Source organism: Cryptosporangium phraense (assembly GCF_006912135.1).
GTDB lineage: Bacteria > Actinomycetota > Actinomycetes > Mycobacteriales > Cryptosporangiaceae > Cryptosporangium > Cryptosporangium phraense.
The window spans coordinates 248706-270756 of sequence record NZ_VIRS01000004.1 but is presented as its reverse complement, the minus strand read 5'-3'; the positions used below and the strand labels follow the sequence as shown (position 1 = coordinate 270756).

The window sequence follows — 22051 nt, the reverse complement described above, 5'->3', positions numbered from 1 at the left end:
ACGGTTACCTCCAGGAGTTACTCGGGGTGGCGAGGTACTTCAACGACGACGTTCGTCGACTTGACTGCGGCAACGGCGAGGACGCCGGGCTCCAGGCCGAGCTCGTCGGCGGATTCCCGGCTCATCAGCGAGACGACCCGGTGCGGCCCGGCCTGGATCTCGACCTGCGCCATCACCCCGTCGCGCAGCACCCGGGTGACGATGCCGGTGAACCGGTTGCGGGCCGATTCGGCGACGATCGGCGCGCCCAGCCCGGCCGGGAGGTCGCCGGCGGCGATCTCGGAGGCGAAGGAGGCGAGGTCGGCCCCGTCGATCGCCAGGCGGGAGCCCGGTTCCTTGATCGTCGGCAGTCTGCCCGCGTCGGCCCATCGGCGGACCGTGTCGTCGCTGACGCCGAGCAGCACAGCGGCTTCACTGATGCGGTAGGTGGGCACCGGGAAACGCTAGCACCGCAGATACGGAGCCCTGTACTGGTCGACCGGCGCAGATTCGGATCCGTGACCGGCCCGTTACCAGTACTTACGGAACCAGCGCCGGCCGAGGCAGGAACGAGTCGAGCACCCTATTGCAGTCGGTGACGATCTCGGCCTCGGTCGTGGTCCGGTCGATGATCGCGGCCATCAGCACCCGGCGCATCGAGCGGCTGATCGCCCGGATCGCGTCCTCGGGCAGCGCCGGTTCGATGTGGCGCAGCGCGTCCTCGACCGCGTCGAAGCTGTGGGTCAGCCCGGCCTCCACGGATTCGCGATACGCGTCCAGGCCCATCTCGACGGCGGCGTGGAACGCCGGCCGGGCCACCGCGACGCACCGCGCGATGCCGTGCAGCTTCAGTCGGACGTAGCGCTCGGGGTCGGTGTCGAGGAGCGGAGCATGGACCGCGTTCAGGTCGGCGCAGTACCGCCGCCCGAAGTCCTCGGTCAGCGGGTGCAGCACGAGCTCCCGCTTGGTCGGGAAGTAGTGGTACAGCCCGCCGATCGAGAGGTTCGCGGCCCGGGCGGCGGCCTTCATGCTCAATCGCCGGTATCCGACGTCGTCGATCAGCGGCATGACCGCGAGATAGATCTCGCGCCGCCGCAGCGTGTGATCCTCGGGTGGGCGCCCGGGTTTACCGAACGACACGGTCAGTTCCTCCCGGCAATCTCGGCAAAGCTCGTCAACCAGGACGGCTGCCCTCATCGTCGACCTATGGCAAGTTTCCTCTTCGCGGCAACCCCCGCGGCCGGACACGTGAATCCGGCCCATCCTCTCGTTCGGACGCTGGTCGACGACGGCCACCGGGTGCGGTTCACCACTGGGCGGGCCCTCGAGCGCGGTGTCGAGCGCGCCGGCGCCGAGTTCGTTCCGTTCCCGGCGGAGATCGACCACAGTGTCCGGCCCCTGAACGAGTTCTTCCCGGAGCGGGCCCGGCACGACGGGGTGAAGCAGTTCCTGTTCGACCTGGAGCACGTCTTCATCGCCTCGATCGCGGCCCAGGTGCGCCACCTGCAGGGCCTGCTCGAGGAGCCGACCGACGTCCTGGTGGCCGACACCGCGCTGCTGTCGGCCCCGCTGGTGCGCGAGCTCGGTGGGCCGCCGACCGCCACGTACGGGATCACGGTCGTGACGCTGCTCAGCGTCGACACCGGCCCGTTCGGGCTGGGTCTGCGGCCGACGTCCGGCGTCCTCGGCCGGGTGCGGAATCGCCTGCTCAACGCCGTCGTCCGGAAGACGATGTTCGCGCCGACGGCGGGGCAGCTCGACGCGCAGCGGCGGGCGGTCGGCCTGCCGGCGCGGAAGCGGACCGCGGTGGAGGTGCCGGCGCCGGACCGGTTCATCCAGCTCTCGCCGGCGGGCTTCGAGTACCCACGCTCGGACCGGCCGTCCTGGCTCCGGTTCGTGGGGCACCCCGCGCCGCTGCCGCCCGCGGAGTGGGTGCGGCCGTCGTGGTGGGACGACGTCGTGGCGGCCGAGCGCCCGGTCGTCGTCGTGACCCAGGGGACGGTCGCGACCGATCCGTCGCAGCTGCTGCGGCCGTCGCTGGCGGCTCTGGCGGACGAGGACGTGCTGGTCGTCGCGGTGACCGGAGGGGCCGATCCGTCGGTGCTGGAGCCGGTGCCGCCCAACGCGCGGGTGGAGCGGTACGTCCCGTTCGACGAGCTGTTCCGGCACGCGTCGGCGGTCGTGACGAACGGCGGGTTCGGCACCGTGCAACTCGCGATCGCGCACGGCGTGCCGCTGGTGGCGGCGGGCAAGACCGAGGACAAGGTCGAGGTCACGGCGAGGGTCGCGTGGTCCGGCGTCGGCGTCGATCTGCGGACGCAGACGCCGTCGGAGGCCGCGATCCGGTCTGGCGTGCGGAAGGTGCTGGCCGACCCGTCGTTCGCGGCCGCGGCCCGGCGTCTGGGCGAGGAGTCCGACGGAGCCCACGCCGCCCGCCGAGCCACCGACGAGCTGCTCTCGCTGGTCGCGGTTCGGCGATGACGGAGGCGCCGGGTCGCATCGTTGCGACCCGGCGCCGGGGGTCCGGAGTCAAGGTCCGGGCCCGAGCTCCCGCGCGCCGCCGGCCAGGCGGGACGGGAACGCCTGCGGAGAGCGTCAGTCCAGCGGACGCATCTTGATCGTCACGCCCTTCTCGGACGTGTACTCCTTCATCGCCTCGTAGCCGCCGCCCTGGCTGAACCCGCTCTCCTTGGCCAGGTTGAACGGGAACCCGATGATCGCCGAGTTCGCGAACTCGTTCACCGACACCTGCCCGGAGCGGACCTCCTGCGTCACCCGCAGCGCCCGGGACAGGTCGTTGGTCCAGACGCTGACCAGCAGGCCGTACGGGGTCGCGTTGACCCGGTCGATCGCGTCCCGGGCGCCCCGGAACGACTCGGCCGCCAGCACCGGCCCGAAGATCTCCTCGCGGACGATCGGCATGTCCGGCGTGACCTGGTCGAACAGCGTCGGCTTCACGAACCAGCCGTCGGTGTCGCCGGGGCCACCGGTGACCACCCGGGCGCCGTTCGCCACGCCGCCGGCGAGGTAGCCCGACACCCGCTCGTGCTGGATGCCGTTGACCAGCGGACCCATGTCCAGGTCCTCGTGCCACGGACCGGCCTTCACGGCCTCCATGGCGGCGGCCAGGCGGGCGACGGTCTCGTCGTAGATCGGTTCCTCGATCAGCAGACGCGAGCCCGCGTAGCAGTTCTGGCCCGAGTTCTCGACGATTGACTCGAGGATGGCCGGCACGGCCGCGTCCAGGTCGGCGTCCGCGAAAACTACGTTGGGTGACTTTCCGCCGAGTTCCAGTTTCACCGGGACCAGGTTCTCGGCCGCCGACTTCATGATCGCCCGGCCGGTCGCCGACGACCCGACGAAGCTGATGTGGTTGATCCCCGGGTGGCTCGTCAGCGGTTGGCCCGCCTCCGGGCCCAGGCCCGTCACGACGTTCAGAACGCCAGGTGGGAGACCCGCCTCCTCGGCCAGGGCGGCGATCCCGAGCGGGCTCATCGGAGCGTATTCGGACGGCTTGAGCACGACCGTGTTGCCGGCCGCGAGCGCCGGGGCGGCGTCGGCCATGAAGAGGATCGCTGGCACGTTCCAGGCGATGACCATCGCGCAGACGCCCAGCGGCTCACGCAGAGTGAAGCCGGTGTTGTCGGCCGAGCGGGACGGGAGAGTCGCGCCGTGCAGCTTGTCGGCGGCACCGGCGAAGTAGCCGAGGATGCTGCCGGCGATGTAGATGTTGGTGCGCGCGTCGGAGAGCGGCTTGCCGACATCCTGCGCTTCATAGCGCGCAAGTTCCTCGACATGCTCGAAGATGAGCTGGGACCACCGGCCGAGGATCGCGCCCCGGTCGGAAGGGTTCATCCGCGACCAGCCGTCGTACGCGTTGCGGGCGGCCGCCACGGCGGCGTCCACGTCAGCGGCGTTGGCTCGGCCGACGGTACGGAACGGCTCCCGGGTGGCCGGGTCGAGCACCGGAAGTGCGTCACCGGACGCCGGGGCCTGCCAGCCACCGGCGATCAGGAGTCGGTTCTCTGGGACGTCGAGCGCGCTCATACCGGGAGTCTTGACGTCTACTATCTCGGAAGTCAAGATGCCGTCTCGCCATAGTGAGATATCGGAGATCCTCGTGGACATCACCGTCGCCGCCGTTACCGAAGAGAAAACGTTCGAACTGCGGCCCGCGCAGCTCGAGGAGCCCCGCGCCGACGAGGTGCTGGTGCGCCTGGTCAGCGTCGGCATCTGCGCCACCGACCTGCACTTCTCGACGTTCCTGCCGACCAACGCCGTCCTCGGGCACGAGGGCGCAGGCGTCGTCGAGCAGGTCGGGGCCGGGGTCACGGACCTGAAGCCGGGTGACCCGGTGGCGCTGGCGTTCACCTCGTGCGGCGTCTGCAAGCAGTGCCGGACCGCTTCGCCGTCGTACTGCGCGCAGTTCGACGCGCTGAACTTCGCCGGGGCCCGGGCCGACGGTTCGTCGGCGGTCTCGATCGACGGCCGGCCGGTGTATGCGCACTTCCTCGGCCAGTCGACGTTCGCCACGCACGCGATCGCCAACGTGCGCAGCGTCATCAAGCTGCCGGACACCGCCGACCTGCGCAGCGCCGGGCCGTTCGGGTGCGGGTTCATGACCGGCGCCGGGACGATCGTCAACATCCTGAAGCCGGGGCCGGAGAGCGCGGTCGCGGTGTTCGGGGCCGGGGCGGTCGGGCTCGCGTCGGTGATGGCCGCGGCCGCGTCCGGAGCGTCGACGGTCGTCGCGGTGGACGTGAGCCCGGCGCGCCTGCAGACGGCCAGCGAGGTCGGGGCCACGCACGTGCTCGACTCTCGCGAGGGGGACGTGGTCGAGCGGATCCGCGCGATCGTGCCCGACGGCCTCGACGGGTCCGTCGACACGACCGGCCGGGCCGACGTCGTGAAGGACGCGGTCGCCGCACTGCACACCCGGGGGACGGCGGCCGTGGTCGGCGTCGGGCCGAGCGAGAACGTCGAGGTCGAGTGGCGGACGCTGCTCAACGGCCGGACGGTCACCGGGGTCATCTCGGGCAGCGCGGTGCCGCAGGTGCTGGTGCCCCAGTTGCTGGCCTGGCAGGCGGCCGGCCGGTTCCCGGTCGAGAAGCTGATGGCCCACTACGAGTTCGCCGACATCAACGAGGCCGCCGCCGCCACCAAGCGCGGAGACGTCGTCAAGGCTGTGCTGACGTTCTAAAGGCGCGAGCTGGCGTTTGTGCTCATCCAGCACGCAATCGTGAAGAGTTTGTTTCCGGGGCAGCGCGCGGCGGCGCGCTGCCCGGCGTCCGAAAAACGGCTCTGAGCTGCAGGTACGCACGGACGCAACACGTTGCCGGACGGCGACGGGAAGCGATTGACGACGCACACCGGGCGACCTACCGTAAACGGCAACTCCGGTGGCGCGGCCGGGGCAAACACCGCGCACCAAGCTTCAGATGCCAGGAGTGGCAGTGGAAGCAGCACGACCGACGGTCGAATTCGACCATCACGCCCCGGAGTTCACCGCAGACCCGGTGCGTGAGTACGCACAGCTCCGGGGTAAGTGCCCGGTCGCCTGGACCGAGTCCTACGGCGGCCATTGGGTCACCACCCGCTACGAAGACATCGCCCGGATCGCCCGGGACGACGCGACGTTCTCGTCCGCCCGCCACGCGGAAACGGACGGGATCCAGTTCGTCATCCCGGAGAGCAAGGCGCTCCCGCAGTACCCGATCGAGCTGGATCCTCCGGCCTCGACGCCGTACCGCGAGCTCATCAACCCCCTGCTCACCAAAAAGGCGGTCGACGCGCTGACGCCGATGATCGCCAAGCACGTCACCGAGGTCGTCGACGCGTTCATCGAGGACGGCCGGGCCGACCTGGTGCACCAGCTCACCAATCCGGTCCCGACCGCGGTGACGCTCGACTGGCTCGGGTTCCCGCGAGAGGACTGGAAGCGCCTGGCCGGGCCGATCCACGACCTGTTCGCGGCGATCCCGGGCAGCGAGCGCGAGGCCCGCGGAGGCATGGGCCTCGCGTTCATGGGCGACCGGATCTTCGAGCTCATCAACGCCCGTCGGGCCGAACCCCGGAACGACGCGATCTCGGCCCTCGTCGAAGAGACCAGCTTCACCGACGAGGAGCTCGCGAGCGTCATCTTCCTGCTGGTCGCCGGCGGGGTGGACACCACCACGTCGCTGACCGGTTCGACGCTCGTGCACCTGGCCAACCACCCCGAGGACCGGGAGCGGTTGATCCGCGAGCCCGCGCTGCTCGACATCGCGACCGAGGAGTTCCTGCGGAAGTTCGCGCCGTCGCAGTCGATGGCCCGGACGGTCATGAGCGACACCGAGATCGGCGGCTGCCCGGTCGCGCACGGCGAGCGGGTGCTGATCCCGTGGGTCGCGGCCAACCACGACCCCGAGATGTTCCCCGAGCCCGAGAAGCTGATCCTCGACCGCGACCCGCGGGCGCACCTCAGCTTCGGCATCGGCACGCACCGCTGCGCGGGCGCGCACCTGGCCCGGGCGATGTTCCGCGAGATGATCACCCAGGTTCTCGAGCGTTTTCCGGACTTCGTCCTGGAGAGCCCGGCCACCCCCACCGAGTCCTGGGGCAACCAGTCGGGCTGGGACGCGATCCCGGTCCGGTTCACGCCGGGTCCCAAGCGCGGCACCGCGATCTCCACCGCGAAAGCCAACCTCGACGTCCGGACGATGACGCTGGCCGCGGTCGAGCCGATCGCCGAGGGCGTGCTCTCGCTGCGGCTCACCGGCGACGGTGAGCTCCCGGCCTGGGAGCCGGGTGCGCACCTCGACCTGATCCTGCCGTCGGGCAAGGTCCGGCAGTACTCCCTCTGCGGCGACCCGGCCGACCGCTACGCCTACGAGGTCGCGGTGCTCCGCGAGCCGGCCGGCCGTGGTGGGTCGGCCGAGGTGCACGAGGTCCTCGGGGCCGGCCACACGGTCCGCGTCCGCGGCCCGAAGAACCACTTCCCGCTGGTGGACGCCGACCACTACCTGTTCGTGGCCGGTGGCATCGGGATCACGCCGATCAGTGCGATGGTGCGAGCCGCCGACCAGGCCGGCAAGGACTGGACGCTGCTGTACGGCGGCCGTACCCGGGCGTCGATGGCGTTCGCGTCGAAGCTGCACGACGAGTACGGCGACCGGGTGCGACTCGTCCCGCAGGACGAGCTCGGCCACCCCGACCTGGCCGGGGCGTTCGCGAGCGCCCCGAAGGACACCAAGGTCTACTGCTGCGGCCCGGAGGGGTTGCTCGACGCGGTCGAGAAGACGGTCGGCGACCTGGAGCTGCACGTCGAGCGGTTCACCGGCGGCGGCACCGACCGGATCGCGCCGATCCCGGCCGATTCCCGCGAGTTCATCGTGACGCTGGCCAGGGCCGGGGCGACCCTCCGCGTCCCCGAGAACCGCACGCTGCTGGAGGCGGTCCGGGAGGTCGTCCCGGGTGTGCCCTACGACTGCGAAGAGGGCTACTGCGGTTCGTGCGAGACCCGGGTACTCGCCGGCACGCCCCTGCACCGGGACAGCATTCTCTCCGAGGCCGAGCGCGCCGACGGCAGCACGATCATGATTTGCGTCAGCCGGTGCGCCTCCGACCGGCTGACGCTGGATCTGTGAGTACCCCGCGCCCACCGGCGCGGCCCGCCGCCCGGCCGCGGACCGCGGCCGGCGGCCGGCTACAGGCGCGGGCTGCTGCCCAGCTCCTGGGTGAGCGATCGGCACACCTGGAGCAGCGACTGCGCGGCCGGCGAGCTCGTCTCGTCGGCCACGGCCGCGGTCGTTCCGACGATCGCCATCGTCGCGACGATGGCGGCGTCCTGGAACACCGGGGCGGCGATCGTCCGGACGCCGTTGTCGGCCGGGGTGTTCACCGAGATGCCGTTCTCGCGGATCGCCTCGAGCTCCTGCCGCAGATCCGGGCTGCGGCGCAGCAGCGCGCCGAGGCCGCCGATCTCGTCCTCGTCCAGGAACGCGCAGAACACCCGGCCCTGGGCCGACCGGGACATCGACAGCCGGGCGCCGGTGCGGACGCTGATCCGCACCGTGCGGTCGGTGTTGTCGTCGACGCGGACGACGACCGCGGTGTCGCCGTCCCAGACCGAGAGCACGACGGTCTCGCCGGCCTCGCGCACCAGCTCCTCCATGTACGGGCCGGCGATCGTGATGATCGGCAGCCCGGCGCGCGCGGCCGCGGACAGGGTCAGTACCTGCGGGCCGAGCGAGTACAGGGCCTCCCGCTCGTCGTAGCGGAGCAGGTTCACCGAGCGCAGGGCCTTCGTGTACCGGTGCGCGGTGGCCTTGCTGGTGCCCAGCCGAGCGGTGAGTTCGTTCAGGCTCAGCCGCGGCCTGCCGACGCTGAAGGCGCCGAGGATCGTCGCGGCCCGCTCCACCGCCTGAATGGCGGGCGTGCCGCGCTCGGCGCGGGGCAGCTCGTCGTCGTCCGGCGCGGGGGAGACCGGGGCTATCTCGGGAACTGGCTCAAGCATGGGGTGTCCTTTTTGTGGCTCGACCGAGCCACGGCACTCATCTCAGGAAGCGTGATGCTATCAACCAGATCGGCGGCGTCGATCCCGTTGACACTTACGCACTCTGCAATACAGCATGTCGTAATGCGAGATGGCATCTCTCACAACAAGGACCGATGATGACGCAGACAATGGCTGAGGGTCTGGTCGATACCGGCCACGGAGGCCTGATCGCGCAGGACTGGAACGCGCTGACCTTCCGGGTCAACCGTGAGGCGTACCGCTCGGCGGAGGTTTTCCAGGCCGAGCGCGACCGGATCTGGCACCACTCCTGGCTCTACCTGGGCCACGAGACCGAGATCCCCAAGAACCACGACTACAAGGTGCGGGTGCTCGGCGGTAAGCCGCTGATCTTCGTCCGGGGTGGCGACGGGGTCGTGCGGGCGTTCCTGAACTCCTGCCCGCACCGCGGCACGGTGGTCTGCCGGGACGAGTCCGGCAACGCCCGCAACTTCCAGTGCTTCTACCACGCCTGGACGTTCAACTCGTCGGGCAAGCTCTCCGCGCTCCCCGGGGACGACGCCTACGCCGAGCTCGACCGCTTCAAGGGCACGATGGACCTGCGCCCGGTCGCGAAGCTCGACGTCCACGAGGGCTTCGTCTTCATCTCATTCGACGAGAACGTGCCCCCGCTCCTGGAGCACCTGGGCGAGGCGGCCGACGTCCTCTCGATGGCGGCCGAGCAGTCGGCGACCGGCATGACCACGCTCCCGGGCATCCAGCGCTACGGCGTCAAGGGGAACTGGAAGCTCGCGGTCGAGAACGCGATGGACGGCTACCACTTCTCGCCGACCCACAACACGTTCGTCGGCTACCTGCGGGAGACCGGCTTCCCGGTCACCGACGACGACCAGTACGCCTACGACCTCGGCGGCGGGCACTCGATGCTGGTGCTGACCGGGCACAACGGCCGGCTGGGCATGATCTGGGAGCCCCGCTTCGGCGAGGCCGAGAAGGTCCGTACGGAAGAAAACCGTAAAGCGATGGCCGAGCGGCTCGGTCAGGAGCGCGCCGATCAGATCGGCGACGCCAGCCGGATCCTGTTCGTCTGGCCGAACCTGCTGTTCTTCGACCTCGAGGCGCTGACGATCCGTCAGCTCGAGCCGGTCGCGCCCGGCCGCACCGACGTCCGGGCCTGGCAGTACGTCCCGACCGACGAGGACGACGACGTGCGCGCGATGCGCCTGAAGACGATGACCAGCTTCGTCGGCCCGGGCGGCCTGGCGACGCCGGACGACATCGAGGCCTACGAGGCCGTGCAGCGCGGTATCGAGGCCAGCAAGGGCGACAGCCGCGGCTTCAACGACTGGAGCGACATGTCCCGCGGCATGGAGCGCGAGTCGAAGGGCGAGAAGGGCCGCTCGATCGACGAGGGCGCGATGCGTAGCTTCTGGCGGCACTGGGACAAGTCGTTGGGCGAGGTCTCCGACGCCACCGCGACTGAGTACGGGAGTGGTTGTTGATGTCTGCCCCCACGATCACGGTCACCCGCGCGCAGGCCGAGGACTTCCTGTACCAGGAGGCCATGCTGCTCGACGAGTGGCACCTGGACGCCTGGCTCACGCTCTTCGAGGAGGGCGGCACGTTCGAGGTGCCGACCACCGACTACAAGGGCTGGGACCGCACCGGCGGCGGCTTCTTCGTCCTCGACGACTGGGACCTGCTCAACGCCCGGGTCAAGCGGCTGAAGAGCCGTAAGGCGCACGCCGAGAACCCCCACTCGCGCACCCACCGCATGGTCAGCAACGTCCGCGTCCTCGACGGGGCCGACGGGGTCGAGATCAAGGCGAACTTCATCATCAACCGGTTCCGGGACCTCACCCACCACGTCTACGTGGGCCGGTACCACCACGACGTGGTCGTGAACGACGAGGGCGAGCTGAAGTTCACCCACCGCCGCGCTTTCCTCGAGCACGAGCTGCTCGAGCACGGCGCCCGACTCAGCTTCATTCTCTGACCAGGAGGCCCGATGATCAGGCACGTCGTCGCCTTCGCCTTCGAACCTGAAGCGGACGCGGCCCCGATCCTCGCCGAGCTGGAGACGTTCCCGAGCAAGTATCCGCAGATGCGGAGCTTCACGCTCGGCTCGAACATCTCCCAGCGCGACACCCGCATGACCCACGTGTTCACGATCGAGTTCGACGACGAAGACGATCTGAAGTCCTACCTCAACAGTGAGTCGCACGAGTCGTTCGTGCGCGAGCGGTGGCGGCCCGTCATCGCCCAGCAGACGATCGTCACGCTCGAAGCGTCGTCGCCGTTCCGATCGGAGAAGCTTGTGCCCGAGACCACCCGCCCGCGCGGCCCGTACGGCATCCAGTTCGCCCGGCTGGCCACGCCGGCCCTCGACGAGGCGATCGAGTTCTACACCTACCTCGTCGGCCTCCAGCTCGAGGCCCGCACCGCCGAGTACGCCCAGCTCCGGGCGGACAAGGAACACCACTCGATCGAGCTGGTCAGCGACCCCAGCCTGACGATGTTCCAGCCCCTCGCGATCGGCCTGTCGGTCGCGACCGAGGAGGATCTGGACAACCTGGAGAAGCGGATCCGGGCCGAGGGCGCCGAGATCCTCCCGCTGCACGAGCGCACCGCGGCGATCGTCACCCGGGGCTTCGCGACCAAGGACCCGAACGGCCTCACGCTCGAGTTCGGCTACGAGTTCCAGGAGTACGCCGAGCCGCCGATGCTCGAGTACCGGCCGCTCGACCTCGTGCACCCGTTCCTCTCGACCGACAAGTACGAGGAGAGCCTGCACTTCTACCTCGACGTGCTCGGTTTCCAGGCCTCGGACTTCGTCATGACGCCGGGCCGCGGCACCTCGGCGTTCATCCGGTCGGAGGACCGCTACCACCACTCGGTGGCGCTGCGCCGCGACAACAGCTTCTTCCTGGCTCACCTGTGCTTCCGGATGAAGAGCCTCGACCACGTCATGCGCGGCCGGGCCAAGGCGCTCTACAAGAACGTCGAGATCGCGTCGGACATCGTGAACCACTCGGCGTCCACGTCGATCGCGTTCTACCTGTACGACGAGCGGTTCGGTCCCCGGATCGAGCTGTGTGACGGCCACCGGGTCTTCACCCCGGAGGAGCACGAGACCCACAAGGCCCGCCGGATGTCGGGCGACCCGCGCAACATCGACGTCTGGCGCGCCGCCGCCGACGACTGGGAGCGGTTCTGACCGGTTCGGACGCGGACCTGCTCGCGGTGCTGGCCGAACTGGCCGGCACCGCGAGCCCGCACGGGGGAGAACGCGCGCTCGCCGAGCGTTTCGCCGCCTGGGCGGCCCGCCGGTGGCCGTCGATCTCCTGGCAGGTGCGGCCGCTCGACGACGGGTCGGCCAGCGTGCTCGCGTCCGCCGGCGGCCCGGCCGAGGGCAGTGGCGGTCCGGCGCGCGCCGCGGATCTGGTGCTGTACTCGCACCTCGACACCTCCCTGACCGGCGACCCCGCGCGGGATGCGGCGATCACCGGCCGCGCCGATGCGCCGCCGCCGTTCGAGCACGACGGCGACACCGTGACCGGCTTCGGGCTCGGGGTGGCCAAAGCCCCCGCCGCCGCTGCGGTGGCCGGCTTCGTCCGGGCCGCCCCGACCGTGCGTGGAACCGCTCATCTACTGCTCGCGGCGCGCGGGACCCACCGGGCCGGCCATGGCCTCACCGGCGTCGGCGAGTACCTGCAGGCCCTCCCGCGGCCGGCCGCGGCCGTCGTCGCCAAGGGCGGTCCGCCCGGCGTGCTCCGGCAGGAGCCGGGCGCCCTCTACCTGCTGGTGCGCCTCTCCGCGGGCTGGGGCCCGCTGATGCTCCACCCCGGTGGCGGGTTGCTGTCCCAGGCCGCCGGCCTGCTGTCCGCGGTGTCCACCTGGGGTTCGAACTACGTGGCCGACGTCCGGCAGCAGGCGATTTTCGCCGACCCGTCGCGGCCCGACGGGGCGTCGTTCGGGCTCGGTGCGCTGCGGGCCGGATCGCCGGAGAAGGCCGATCTCACACCGTCGACGCTCGAGCTGGTCGGCTACCTGGTGCTGCCCGGGCCGATCGAACCCGGCGCGGCCGCCGCCTCGCTGCGGGCACACCTGGCCGAGTTCGACGGCGTCGAGGTGGACGAGCAGCTCCTGGGCGACGGCCCCGGCACACCGGCCGACGCCCCGATCGTCCGGGCCGCCACCGCGGCCTACGAGGCCGAGTTCGGCCCGGCCGAGCCGATCCGCAACTGGACCGGCTCCACCGACGGCGTAGTGTTCCGCGCCGCCGGTGTGTCCACCGCCCGTCTGGGTCCGCGGCCCCTCCCGCCCGGCGACGACCCGCGGATCGACCGGTTCTCGGTCGCCGCCCTCACGCAGTGGGCTCGTGTGTACGAGAAGCTCGTCGCGAGCTTCGTCTCACGATGAGTGTTGCCGTCTCACTTGACATGATGAGATCTCGCAATTGAAGATCGACGGCATGGAAACGCTCGTCACCCGCTACGGCATCGCCCGGGTCGAGGGCGACGAGCTGGCCATCGTCGACCTGCCCTACCCGGACCTGTCCGCGCTGCTGAACTCCGGCGGCACGCTCGACGAGGTCGCGAAGGCCGCGGTGACCCGACGCCTGCCCAAGTCGCAGCTCGACGACGTGGCCGTCGCACCGCTCTCGCTGAGCACGACCGCGGTCTGGGGCGTCGGGCTGAATTACCACGGCAAGGCCGCGCTGACCGGCCGCCCGGTGCCGACCAGCCCGATCCTGTTCCTCAAGCCGTCCAGCGCGCTCACCACGCACCGGGCGTCGCTGCCGATCCCGGCCGGGCTCACCGAGCAGTTCGACTACGAGGCCGAGGTCGGCATCGTGCTCGGCCGCGCGCTCGTCGACGCCGACCCCGAGGACGTCTGGGACGCGGTCGCCGGCATCATCGCCGCGAACGACACGACGGCGCGGGACGTCATGAAGGCCACCGGTACGCCGGTGCTGGCCAAGGGTTTCCCGGGCTGTGCCCCGTTCGGGCCCACCGTGTTGCCGCTGGCCGACGTCGAGGACCCGAACGCGATCCCGGTCGCGTCGTGGGTCGACGGCGAACAGCGTCAGGAGAGCTCCACCGCCGACCTGATCTTCGACGTGCCGGACCTGCTGGCCCGGCTCTCCCGGTACGCGCGGCTCGAGCCCGGGGACGTCGTCCTCACCGGCACCCCGCCCGGCACCGGACAGGACCGGGGCGACTACCTCCGCCCCGGCCAGCAGGTGACGATCGCCGTCGGCGGCCTGACGCCGCTGGTCAACACCATTTCGTAAGTTCCCCACCCCGGAGTCCCCCGAAAGGGACCCGTTCCCTCGTGGAGGTCTCCATGTCTGAAACGCGCTTCGACACCGTAGTGCGCGGCGGCACCGTCCTCGACCACGCGTCGGGCCTGAACAAGGTCACCGACCTGGCCATCAAGGACGGCAAGATCGCCGAGATCGGCGACGACCTGGCCGGCTCCGCGGCGCAGGTCGTGGACGCGACCGGCGCCATGGTCATGCCCGGCCTGGTCGAGGGCCACACGCACATCTTCGAGAAGGTCTCCAAGGTCGGCGCCCCGCAGGACGAGGCCCACCTCCGCCGCGGTGTGGTCGCCGCCGCCGACGCCGGCACCGCGGGCGCGTCGACGTTCCCGGCGTTCCGGACGCTGGTCGTCGAGCCGACCGTGATGCGGATCGTCAACTTCCTGAACGTCTCGGTGCTGGGCCTGATCGACTTCCGCTACGGCGAGCTGATCAACCCGGACACGTTCAACGTCGAGGACGCCCTGAAGACCGCGGCCGACAACCCGGACGTCGTCCGTGGCTTCAAGATCCGGCTCTCCGAGGACGTGCTGGGCGACCGGATCGTCCCGCTGCTGGAGAAGGCGATCGACCTCGGCGAGCAGGCCGGTCTGCCGGTCATGGTGCACATCGGCGAGACCGCGCTGACGCTGCCGGAGATCCTCGAGCGGCTGCGCCCGGGCGACATCATCGCCCACTGCTACACCGGCAAGGAGAACGGCATCCTGGACGAGAACGGCGCCGTCCTGCGCGAGGTCTACAAGGCCCGCGAGCGGGGCGTCATGTACGACTCGGCCCACGGCAAGTCGAACATGTCGTTCAAGGTCGCGAAGCCGGCGATCGCCGAGGGCTTCCTGCCCGACATCCTGAGCTCCGACACGTCCGGCCGGAACTGGCGCGGCCCGGTGTTCGACCTGGTGACGTCGATGTCGAAGTTCCTGGCGCTGGGCGTTCCCATGTCGGAGATCCTGCCCCGGGTCACGACCGTGCCGGCGAAGTACCTCGGCCTGGACTCCGAGGGCTACGGCTCGCTCACCGTCGGCGGCCCGGCGCACGTCACCGTGCTGAAAGAGGTCGACGCCGTGGTTCTCCCGGACGCGGCCGGCAACACGATCGAGGCCCCCCGGCTCGAGCCCACCGCGGTGTTCGTGAACGGCGTCTCGCACGAGCTGACCGCCTGGCGCGGCAACCCTGAGGGGCAGTAAATGGCTTACGTCGTCACTGACGCCTGCATCGACGTCCAGGACAAGTCCTGCATCGAGGAATGCCCGGTCGACTGCATCTACACCGGCCCCCGGATGATGTACATCAACCCGGAGGAGTGCGTCGACTGCGGCCGCTGCGAGCCGGCCTGCCCGACGGTCTCGATCTACCACGAGGAAGACCTGCCGGCCGAGCGCGAGCAGTTCGCCGGGATCAACGAGCAGATCTTCCTCACGCTGGGGATCGGCTCGCCCGGCGGCGCGCGGAAGATCCCGCCGCTGGCCGCCGACCACGAGGAGGTCGCCTCGTGGACGAAGTGACTCCTAATACTGTGAACACAGACGTCCTGATCATCGGGGCCGGGCCGGTCGGGCTCTACGGCACGTACTACGCCGGGTTCCGGGGCATGTCGGTCGCGCTGATGGACTCGCTGCCCGAGGTCGGCGGCCAGCTCGCGGCGCTGTACCCGGAGAAGAACATCTACGACGTCGCCGGGTTCCCGTCGGTGCGCGGCCAGGACCTGGTCGACTCGCTGCTGGAGCAGGCCCAGCAGTCGAAGCCGACGATGCTGCTGGAGCAGCGCGCGACGACGATCGAGGTGCACGACGAGGGCGTGACGATCGGGGCCGTGGCCTCGACGCCGGGCGACCCCGGCGTGACCGTGCACGCGAAGGCGGTCCTGATCGCCGGGGGCATGGGGACATTCGAACCCAAGGAGCTGCCGGCCGGGGGCTCCTACGCCGGCCGCGGCCTGCGGTACTTCGTGCCCCGGCTCGCCGACCTGGCCGGGCACGACGTGCTCGTGGTCGGCGGCGGCGACTCGGCGGTCGACTGGGCGCTGGCCCTGGAGCCGCTGGCCAACTCCGTCGCGCTCGTCCACCGCCGGGACGCGTTCCGGGCCCACGAGAAGAGCGTCACCGCGCTGCAGGAGTCGTCGGTCGAGGTCGTGACGCCGTACGAGGTCGTCGCGATCGCGGGCGAGACCGCGATCGAGACCGTCACGCTCGAGCACGTCGACTCCAAGGAGACGCACGAGCGGGAGGTGAAGACCGTCGTCGCGGCGATCGGGTTCCTCACCGACCTGGGCCCGATGGCCGACTGGGGCATGGACCTCAAGCGCCGCCGGATCCTCGTCGACCGCACCCAGCAGACGAACCTGCCCCGGGTGTTCGCGGCCGGTGACATCGCCCAGTACGACGGCAAGGTGGCGCTGATCTCGGTCGGCTTCGGCGAGGCCGCCACCGCGATCAACCACATCGCGCCGCTGGTCAACGCGAAATGGAAAACCACACCGGGCCACAGCTCGGACGCCCTCTGATGTCTCTCCGGCAGTCGCTCGCGAGCGGGCGGACGGTGCGTGGCACCTTCCTGAAGCTCGCGGGCGAGGAGCCGGTCGACCTGGCCAGAGCCGCCGGTGCGGACTTCGTCGTGGTGGACCTCGAGCACTCCCAGCTGTCCGAAGCCGACGCCCGCCGGGCGGTGAGCCGGGCATTCCTGCTCGGCCTGCCCGCGCTGGTACGGATACCGGCCGTCGACTCAGGGCTGATCAACCGGCTGCTCGAAGCGGGGGCGGCCGGTATCCAGCTCTCGACGCTCCGTTCGACAGCTCAGACCACCGCGCTGCGGGAAGCGACCCGGTACGCCCCGGGCGGCTCGCGGAGCATCTCGCTCGCCCACCCCGGTGCCAACTACAGCGGCGTCCCGCTGGCCGAGTACCTGGAAGCGGCGAGGGACGACCCGCCGCTCCTCGTCGGCCAGATCGAGACGGCCACCACCGACGACCCGCTGGCGGACGTCGTCGAAGGCCTGGACGTGGTTTTCCTCGGGGTGACGGACCTGGCCGTGAGCCTGGGCCTCGGCGAGGCCGAGGCGTTCGACGCGCGGGTGGCCGAGATCCGGGCCGCTGCCTCCGCCGGGGCCGTGGCCGGTTCCTGGGCCGCATCCCCGGCCGCCGCCGACGACGCGGTCGCGGCCGGCGACCGGTACGTGGTCGTCGGCTCCGACCTGCAATTCCTCGCCGCCACCCTGCGGCAGACCCTGGGAGGCACCCGATGAAGCTCAGCGAAGCGCTCTACCGCACGGTCGTGAACTGGGCCGACGTCCCGGAGGACGTGATTCGGCCGGGCGTTCGCCGCCGGGTCTACAGCACCGACGAGGTCATGCTGTGCTGGCACTCGCTCTCGGTCGGCATGGACCTGCGCCCGCACTCGCACGCGGACTTCGACCAGCTCGCGCTGATCCTCGAGGGCGAGGCCGACTACTTCATCGAGGGCGTCCCGCACCGGATGACGGCCGGCTCGATGCTGCTGGTGCCGGCCGGCGCCGAGCACTACATCCAGCCGCTCACCGAGCCGTGCATCAACCTCGACGTGTTCGCGCCCCCGCGTGAGGACTACGCCGACATCGCGGCGAAGCTGACTGCTGTACTAGCGCAGTGAACACCTTCGACATCGTCGTTGTCGGCAGCCTGAACGTCGACGTGACCGTCGACGTCCCGCAGGCGCCGTCGGCCGGGCAGACCCTTCTCGGCGGGGACTCCCGCCGCAGCGGCGGCGGCAAGGGCGGCAACCAGGCGGTGGCCGCGGCCCGCCTCGGCCGCCGGACCGCGATGGTCGGTGCGGTCGGTGGGGACGGCGACGGGCAGTTCCTGCTCGACCTGCTGCGCGCCGAGAACATCGACGTCAGCGGTGTGGTGCAGCTCCCGGCCGGCACTCGCGAGAACCCGGCCGGCATCCCGACCGGGCAGGCGTTCGTGTTCGTCGACGCCGACGGCGACAGCACGATCGTGGTCAGCCCGGGCGCGAACGACCACGTCGAGGTCGCGCGTGAGCTGGTCGCGTCGGCCCGGTGCGTGCTGCTCCAGCAGGAGGTGCCGGCCGCGGTGGTCGAGGAGGCCGCGTCGGTCGCGAACGGGCTCGTCGTGCTGAACCCGGCGCCGGCCCGGCCGGTCTCGGCCTCGTTGCTCTCGTCGGTCGACGTGCTGGTGCCGAACCGGGGCGAGCTGCTCGGGCTGGCCGGCGTCGACCGCGGTGACCTGGTGCAGCTGGCCCAGAAGCTCGGCACCCGTGGGCCGGTCGTCGTCACGCTGGGCTCCCAGGGCTGCCTGGTCGTCGAGGACGAGCGCTCGACCCGGGTGCCGGCCGAGCAGGTCAAGGCCGTGGACGCCACCGCGGCCGGCGACAGCTTCTGCGCCGCGATCGCCGACGCGATGCTCGACGGCGCGGACGTCGTCGAGGCCGCGCGCTGGGCGACCCGGGTCGCCGCGGTGACCGTCACCCGCCCCGGCGCGATGGCCTCGCTACCCAAGCGCGCCGAGTTGGGCTGAGCTCGGCGTACCACTCAGGTCCTCCCTTCCCCTGCCGTATCGGCTTAGGGGAAGGGAGGACCGAGCGTGTCGATGGCGGCGGAGGAGACCCGACTCGCGGTCCTGCGCGGCCATCACATCCTCGACACCGAAGCCGAGACCGAGTTCGACGACATCGCGCTGCTCGCGGCCGAGATCTGCGGCACGCCGATCGCGCTGGTCAGCCTGGTGGACGACGACCGGCAGTGGTTCAAGGCGCACATCGGCCTCGACTTCCGGCAGACCTGCCGGGACGCCGCATTCTGCGCCCACGCGATCGAACAACCCGACATCCTCGAGGTGCCGGACGCGGCCGCCGATCCGCGGTTCGCCGACAATCCGCTGGTCGTCGGCGAGCCCTTCATCCGGTTCTACGCCGGGGCGCCGCTGCGCGTGGAAGGCGGGCTGAGCCTCGGCACGGTCTGCGTCATCGACCGCATGCCCCGCACGCTCACCCCGGCTCAGCGGCGCGCGCTCCGCGCGCTGGCCCGGCACGCGGCCGCCGAGATCGAGCTCCGCTCCTACGCGCGCCAGAAGGTCGACGTCACCCGGCGCGTCGTCGAGCTCGAGGACCTGAAGAACCGGATCCTGACGACGGTCAGCCACGAACTCCGGACGCCGCTCGCCTCGATCCGCGGCTATCTCGAGCTGCTGCTGGACGACTCGGACCCGCTCGACCCGCAGACCGGCCGGGACTTCCTCGCGGTCATGCAGCGCAACGCCCACCGGCTCACCCAGCTGGTCGACGACATGCTGCTGGCCACCAAGGTGGGCCCCAAAGGCCTGGACATCAGCCGGGTGCCGATCGACCTGGGTGATCTGGTCGCGGCCGCGGTCGCCGGGAGCCGTCCGCTGGCCGAGCTCAAGGGCCTCGACCTGACGTTCGACCAGCCCGACGATCCGGTGCTGGTCTGCGGCTCGCACCGGGAGCTGACCAGGGCGCTGCAGCACGTCCTGCTCAACGCGGTGAAGTTCACCAGCGACGGGGCGATCGCCGTGCAGGTCAGCGACATCCCGGCGCCGACGGTCGTGGTCACCGACACCGGCAGCGGCATCGCCGACGAGGAACTCCCGCGGCTGTTCGACCCGTTCTACCGCACCGAGGACGCCGACAACGCCGCCGTTCAGGGCCCCGGTCTGGGGCTGACGCTCGTCGAGGCGATCGTCTCGGCCCACGACGGTGAGGTGGACCTGCGCAGCCGGCTGGGCGCCGGTACGACGGTCGCGCTGCGGTTCCCGGTGTGTGAGGCGTGACGACGATCCTGTCGGCCCCGGCGGCGGCCGCGTCCCGGGCCGTGCTGGACCCGGAGCGGCTGCGGGTGCTGACCGAGACCGGGCTACTCGACGGCCCGGCCGTGGACGTCCTGGACCGGTTGACCGGCCTGGCCACCCGGGTGCTGGGCGCCCCGGTGGCGCTGGTCTCGCTGGTCGACTCGGGCCGCCAGTTCTTCGTCAGCGCGGTCGGGCTGCCCGAGCCGTGGGCCGAACGCCGTCAGACCCCGCACACGCACTCGTTCTGCCAGTACGTCGTGGCCGCCGACGCGCCGCTGATCATCAGCGACGCGCGGGCCGACGAGCTGCTCTGCACCAACCTGGCCATCCCGGACATCGGCGTTATCGCGTACGCGGGATATCCGCTGCGGTCGCCGGACGGGCACCCGCTCGGTTCGTTCTGCGTGATCGACACGAAGCCCCGGGAGTGGACGGCCTCCGACCTGGCCGTCATCGCGGACCTGGCGTCGGCGGCCCAGTCCGAGATCGCGGTGCGGCTCAGCCACGCCCAGCTGGCCCGGATGTCGTCGGCGCTCGACCACGAGCGGACGTTCCTGGCCTCGCTGCTCGACAGCCTCGACACCGGGGTCGCGGCCTGTGACGCCGACGGGCGGCTGGTGCTGTTCAACCGGGCCATGCGCCGGGACGTCGAGGCGCCGACGACCGGCGTGCCCAGCGCGGACTGGGCCGAACAGTACGGGCTGTGCACGGCCGACGGGGTCCCGTTCCGGGCCGGTGAGACGCCGCTGGCCCGGGCGTTCCGGGGCGAGGTCGTCCAGCACGCCGACCTGGTCGTCCGGCGCTCCGGGCGCGCCGACCGGCAGTACCTGGCGAACGCCCAGCCGATCCGGGCCGCCGACGGCACCCGGCTGGGCGCGGTCGTCGCGCTGCACGACGTGACCGCGGCCGTCCGCACCGAGCGGCTGCGCGCGGTGCAGCACGCGGTCGCGACCGCGCTCACCGAGGCGACGTCGGCCGCCGACGCGGCCGCCCGGACCGTGGCCGCGGTGAGCAACGGGATGGGCTGGAGCAGCGGCGAGTACTGGCAGCTGGGCGAGGGCCGGGCGACGCTCGTCGCGTCCACCGGCCGGCCCGGCGACGGGGCGGTCGCGCTGGCCGTGGGCGAGGGCGGCGAGCCGCTCTCGCGCGAGCGGCAGTCCGACGGCCCGGGCGCGACGCTCGGCCTGCCGGTGCGCAGCGGCGACGGGCTCCTCGGCGTCCTGGTGTTCCGCCACGACGGCCCGCTGGGCTGCGACGAGGAGCTGCTCAGCCGGCTGGACGGCGTCGGCGCCTACCTGGCCCGGTTCGTCGAGAGCCGCCGGGCGCAGGCCGCCTGGCGGGCGTTCGAGCAGGTCGTCTCCAGCATCGACGACTACGTCTGGAGCGTCGAGGTCGGTCCGCACGGGGAGGCGACGCTGTTGTTCGCCAGCCCGAACGGCGCCCGCGTGTTCGGGGCCGACCTCTACACGCCCGACGGCCGGACCGTCCAGCTCTCCGAGCTCGTGCACCCGGACGACGCGGAGTCCCTGGCCACGTTCCACGCGTCGGTCCGGGAAGGCCGGCCCGGGGAACTGGAGGCGCGCTTCGTCGGCCGGGACGGCGTCGTCCGTTGGGTCTGGACGCGCGCGGTGCCGCGTCGCGAGAGCGACCGGCTGTACATCGACGGGATCTGTACCGACATCACCGAGCGGAACCGGATCTCCTCCGAGCGGGAGGAACTGCTGGCCCGCAAGCGGCAGCAGATCGCCGAGCTGCGGGAGCTCGACCGGATGAAGGACGAGCTGGTCGCGCTGGTCACCCACGAGCTGCGGTCGCCGATCACGTCGATCCGCGGCTACCTGGAGCTGGTCTTCGACGAGCCGGAAGGCATCTCGCCGGCCGCCGACCACTTCCTCCGGATCGTCGACCGCAAGGCCGCCGACCTGCAGCAGCTCACCGACGACCTGCTCGACATGGCCCGCCTGGACGCGGGCGAGATCTCGGTGGACGTCCGCCCGGTGTCGCTGAGCAAGCTGGTCGGCGACGTCGTCACCGACCTGCGGCCGGCCGCCGAGGCCAAGCACCTCACGGTGGCGGTGACCACCGACGGCCCGGTCGTCGTGTGCGCGGACCCGGCGCGGTTCCGGCAGGTGCTCACGAACGTCGTCTCGAACGCGGTGAAGTACACGCCGGACGGCGGTCAGGTCTCGATACGGGCCGCGAACGCCGACGGCGTTGCGACGCTGGACGTCGCCGACACCGGGATCGGCATCCCGGCCGACCAGTACCCGCGGCTGTTCGAGCGGTTCTTCCGGACCAGCAACGCGGTGCAGCAGGGCATCAAGGGCACCGGGCTCGGGCTGGCGATCACCAAAGCCATCGTCGAGCGCCACGGCGGGACGATCGCCGCCCGCCCGGGAGTCCCGTGCGGCACCGTCTTCACGATCACCCTCCCGGCCTCGGCCGAATGACGAGC

The 22051-nt window shown here is 71.2% G+C and carries 20 protein-coding genes; 16 read left to right on the top strand and 4 right to left on the bottom strand.

Annotation, left to right across the window (positions count from 1 at the left end):
• Positions 1–17: 17 nt before the first annotated feature.
• Both FL583_RS08265 and FL583_RS08260 read right to left on the bottom strand, forming a co-directional pair.
• Positions 18–434 carry a TOBE domain-containing protein gene (locus FL583_RS08265; RefSeq protein ID WP_142703932.1) on the bottom strand — a complete coding sequence of 139 codons (417 nt, stop codon included), beginning with the start codon at positions 432–434 and terminating at the stop codon, positions 18–20.
• Positions 435–519: 85 nt separating this feature from the next.
• Complete coding sequence (locus tag FL583_RS08260; protein WP_170323546.1) at positions 520–1119, bottom strand: TetR/AcrR family transcriptional regulator; 600 nt, start codon at positions 1117–1119, stop codon at positions 520–522.
• Between the two features lie 66 nt (positions 1120–1185).
• Between FL583_RS08260 and FL583_RS08255 the strand changes: the two genes are divergently transcribed.
• Entirely contained in the window at positions 1186–2460 is a 1275-nt protein-coding gene (locus FL583_RS08255; RefSeq protein ID WP_142703930.1) for a glycosyltransferase, read from the top strand.
• A 114-nt stretch (positions 2461–2574) separates the two neighbouring features.
• Here the strand turns inward: FL583_RS08255 and FL583_RS08250 are convergent, their stop codons facing one another.
• Entirely contained in the window at positions 2575–4026 is a 1452-nt protein-coding gene (locus FL583_RS08250) for an aldehyde dehydrogenase family protein (RefSeq protein ID WP_142703929.1), read from the bottom strand.
• A 73-nt stretch (positions 4027–4099) separates the two neighbouring features.
• Between FL583_RS08250 and FL583_RS08245 the strand changes: the two genes are divergently transcribed.
• On the top strand, positions 4100–5179 hold the full coding sequence (locus tag FL583_RS08245; protein WP_170323545.1) for an NAD(P)-dependent alcohol dehydrogenase: 1080 nt from the start codon (positions 4100–4102) through the stop codon (positions 5177–5179).
• Positions 5180–5432: 253 nt separating this feature from the next.
• The gene (locus tag FL583_RS08240; RefSeq protein WP_170323544.1) at positions 5433–7604 is read left to right on the top strand and encodes a cytochrome P450/oxidoreductase; all 2172 of its coding nucleotides are present in this window, start codon (positions 5433–5435) and stop codon (positions 7602–7604) included.
• Between the two features lie 59 nt (positions 7605–7663).
• Here the strand turns inward: FL583_RS08240 and FL583_RS08235 are convergent, their stop codons facing one another.
• Positions 7664–8473 carry an IclR family transcriptional regulator gene (locus tag FL583_RS08235; protein ID WP_142703926.1) on the bottom strand — a complete coding sequence of 270 codons (810 nt, stop codon included), beginning with the start codon at positions 8471–8473 and terminating at the stop codon, positions 7664–7666.
• Positions 8474–8628: 155 nt separating this feature from the next.
• Here FL583_RS08235 and FL583_RS08230 point away from each other — a divergent pair, with 155 nt between their 5' ends.
• The 13 genes from FL583_RS08230 (at position 8629) to FL583_RS08170 (ending at position 22046) form a co-directional block, all read left to right on the top strand.
• Positions 8629–9975 carry an aromatic ring-hydroxylating oxygenase subunit alpha gene (locus tag FL583_RS08230; protein WP_142703925.1) on the top strand — a complete coding sequence of 449 codons (1347 nt, stop codon included), beginning with the start codon at positions 8629–8631 and terminating at the stop codon, positions 9973–9975.
• The gene (locus FL583_RS08225; RefSeq protein WP_142703924.1) at positions 9975–10469 is read left to right on the top strand and encodes an aromatic-ring-hydroxylating dioxygenase subunit beta; all 495 of its coding nucleotides are present in this window, start codon (positions 9975–9977) and stop codon (positions 10467–10469) included. The genes FL583_RS08230 and FL583_RS08225 overlap by 1 nt, the downstream gene beginning before the upstream one ends.
• A gap of 12 nt (positions 10470–10481) precedes the next feature.
• Positions 10482–11690 carry a Dabb family protein gene (locus FL583_RS08220; protein ID WP_142703923.1) on the top strand — a complete coding sequence of 403 codons (1209 nt, stop codon included), beginning with the start codon at positions 10482–10484 and terminating at the stop codon, positions 11688–11690.
• A 26-nt stretch (positions 11691–11716) separates the two neighbouring features.
• Entirely contained in the window at positions 11717–12895 is a 1179-nt protein-coding gene (locus FL583_RS08215; protein WP_142703922.1) for a zinc-binding metallopeptidase family protein, read from the top strand.
• A 52-nt stretch (positions 12896–12947) separates the two neighbouring features.
• Positions 12948–13769 carry a fumarylacetoacetate hydrolase family protein gene (locus tag FL583_RS08210; protein ID WP_142703921.1) on the top strand — a complete coding sequence of 274 codons (822 nt, stop codon included), beginning with the start codon at positions 12948–12950 and terminating at the stop codon, positions 13767–13769.
• A 53-nt stretch (positions 13770–13822) separates the two neighbouring features.
• Positions 13823–14983: an amidohydrolase family protein gene (locus tag FL583_RS08205; protein ID WP_142703920.1), complete on the top strand. Its 1161-nt coding sequence runs from the start codon at positions 13823–13825 to the stop codon at positions 14981–14983.
• Entirely contained in the window at positions 14984–15301 is a 318-nt protein-coding gene (gene fdxA, locus FL583_RS08200; RefSeq protein ID WP_142703919.1) for a ferredoxin, read from the top strand. It abuts the gene before it with no gap.
• Positions 15302–15312: 11 nt separating this feature from the next.
• Complete coding sequence (locus FL583_RS08195) at positions 15313–16299, top strand: NAD(P)/FAD-dependent oxidoreductase (RefSeq protein WP_205751931.1); 987 nt, start codon at positions 15313–15315, stop codon at positions 16297–16299.
• Positions 16299–17036 (top strand): aldolase/citrate lyase family protein, encoded by a 738-nt coding sequence (locus tag FL583_RS08190; RefSeq protein WP_170323543.1) that lies wholly within the window; start codon positions 16299–16301, stop codon positions 17034–17036. The genes FL583_RS08195 and FL583_RS08190 overlap by 1 nt, the downstream gene beginning before the upstream one ends.
• The gene (locus FL583_RS08185) at positions 17033–17419 is read left to right on the top strand and encodes a cupin domain-containing protein (protein ID WP_142703917.1); all 387 of its coding nucleotides are present in this window, start codon (positions 17033–17035) and stop codon (positions 17417–17419) included. Before FL583_RS08190 ends, FL583_RS08185 begins: the two co-directional genes overlap by 4 nt.
• Positions 17416–18306: a ribokinase gene (locus FL583_RS08180; RefSeq protein ID WP_142703916.1), complete on the top strand. Its 891-nt coding sequence runs from the start codon at positions 17416–17418 to the stop codon at positions 18304–18306. The genes FL583_RS08185 and FL583_RS08180 overlap by 4 nt, the downstream gene beginning before the upstream one ends.
• Positions 18307–18378: 72 nt before the next feature.
• Positions 18379–19578 carry a GAF domain-containing sensor histidine kinase gene (locus tag FL583_RS08175; RefSeq protein ID WP_142704025.1) on the top strand — a complete coding sequence of 400 codons (1200 nt, stop codon included), beginning with the start codon at positions 18379–18381 and terminating at the stop codon, positions 19576–19578.
• Positions 19575–22046: an ATP-binding protein gene (locus FL583_RS08170; protein ID WP_142703914.1), complete on the top strand. Its 2472-nt coding sequence runs from the start codon at positions 19575–19577 to the stop codon at positions 22044–22046. The genes FL583_RS08175 and FL583_RS08170 overlap by 4 nt, the downstream gene beginning before the upstream one ends.
• The last annotated feature ends 5 nt before the right edge of the window (positions 22047–22051 follow it).

Coding starts and splice junctions, on each gene's coding strand:
- FL583_RS08255 (WP_142703930.1), top strand. CDS start 1,186: ATGGCAAGTTTCCTCTTCGCGGCAACCCCCGCGGCCGGACACGTGAAT.
- FL583_RS08205 (WP_142703920.1), top strand. CDS start 13,823: ATGTCTGAAACGCGCTTCGACACCGTAGTGCGCGGCGGCACCGTCCTC.
- fdxA (WP_142703919.1), top strand. CDS start 14,984: ATGGCTTACGTCGTCACTGACGCCTGCATCGACGTCCAGGACAAGTCC.
- FL583_RS08225 (WP_142703924.1), top strand. CDS start 9,975: ATGTCTGCCCCCACGATCACGGTCACCCGCGCGCAGGCCGAGGACTTC.
- FL583_RS08185 (WP_142703917.1), top strand. CDS start 17,033: ATGAAGCTCAGCGAAGCGCTCTACCGCACGGTCGTGAACTGGGCCGAC.
- FL583_RS08190 (WP_170323543.1), top strand. CDS start 16,299: ATGTCTCTCCGGCAGTCGCTCGCGAGCGGGCGGACGGTGCGTGGCACC.
- FL583_RS08210 (WP_142703921.1), top strand. CDS start 12,948: ATGGAAACGCTCGTCACCCGCTACGGCATCGCCCGGGTCGAGGGCGAC.
- FL583_RS08230 (WP_142703925.1), top strand. CDS start 8,629: ATGATGACGCAGACAATGGCTGAGGGTCTGGTCGATACCGGCCACGGA.
- FL583_RS08250 (WP_142703929.1), bottom strand. CDS start 4,026: ATGAGCGCGCTCGACGTCCCAGAGAACCGACTCCTGATCGCCGGTGGC.
- FL583_RS08220 (WP_142703923.1), top strand. CDS start 10,482: ATGATCAGGCACGTCGTCGCCTTCGCCTTCGAACCTGAAGCGGACGCG.
- FL583_RS08235 (WP_142703926.1), bottom strand. CDS start 8,473: ATGCTTGAGCCAGTTCCCGAGATAGCCCCGGTCTCCCCCGCGCCGGAC.
- FL583_RS08175 (WP_142704025.1), top strand. CDS start 18,379: ATGGCGGCGGAGGAGACCCGACTCGCGGTCCTGCGCGGCCATCACATC.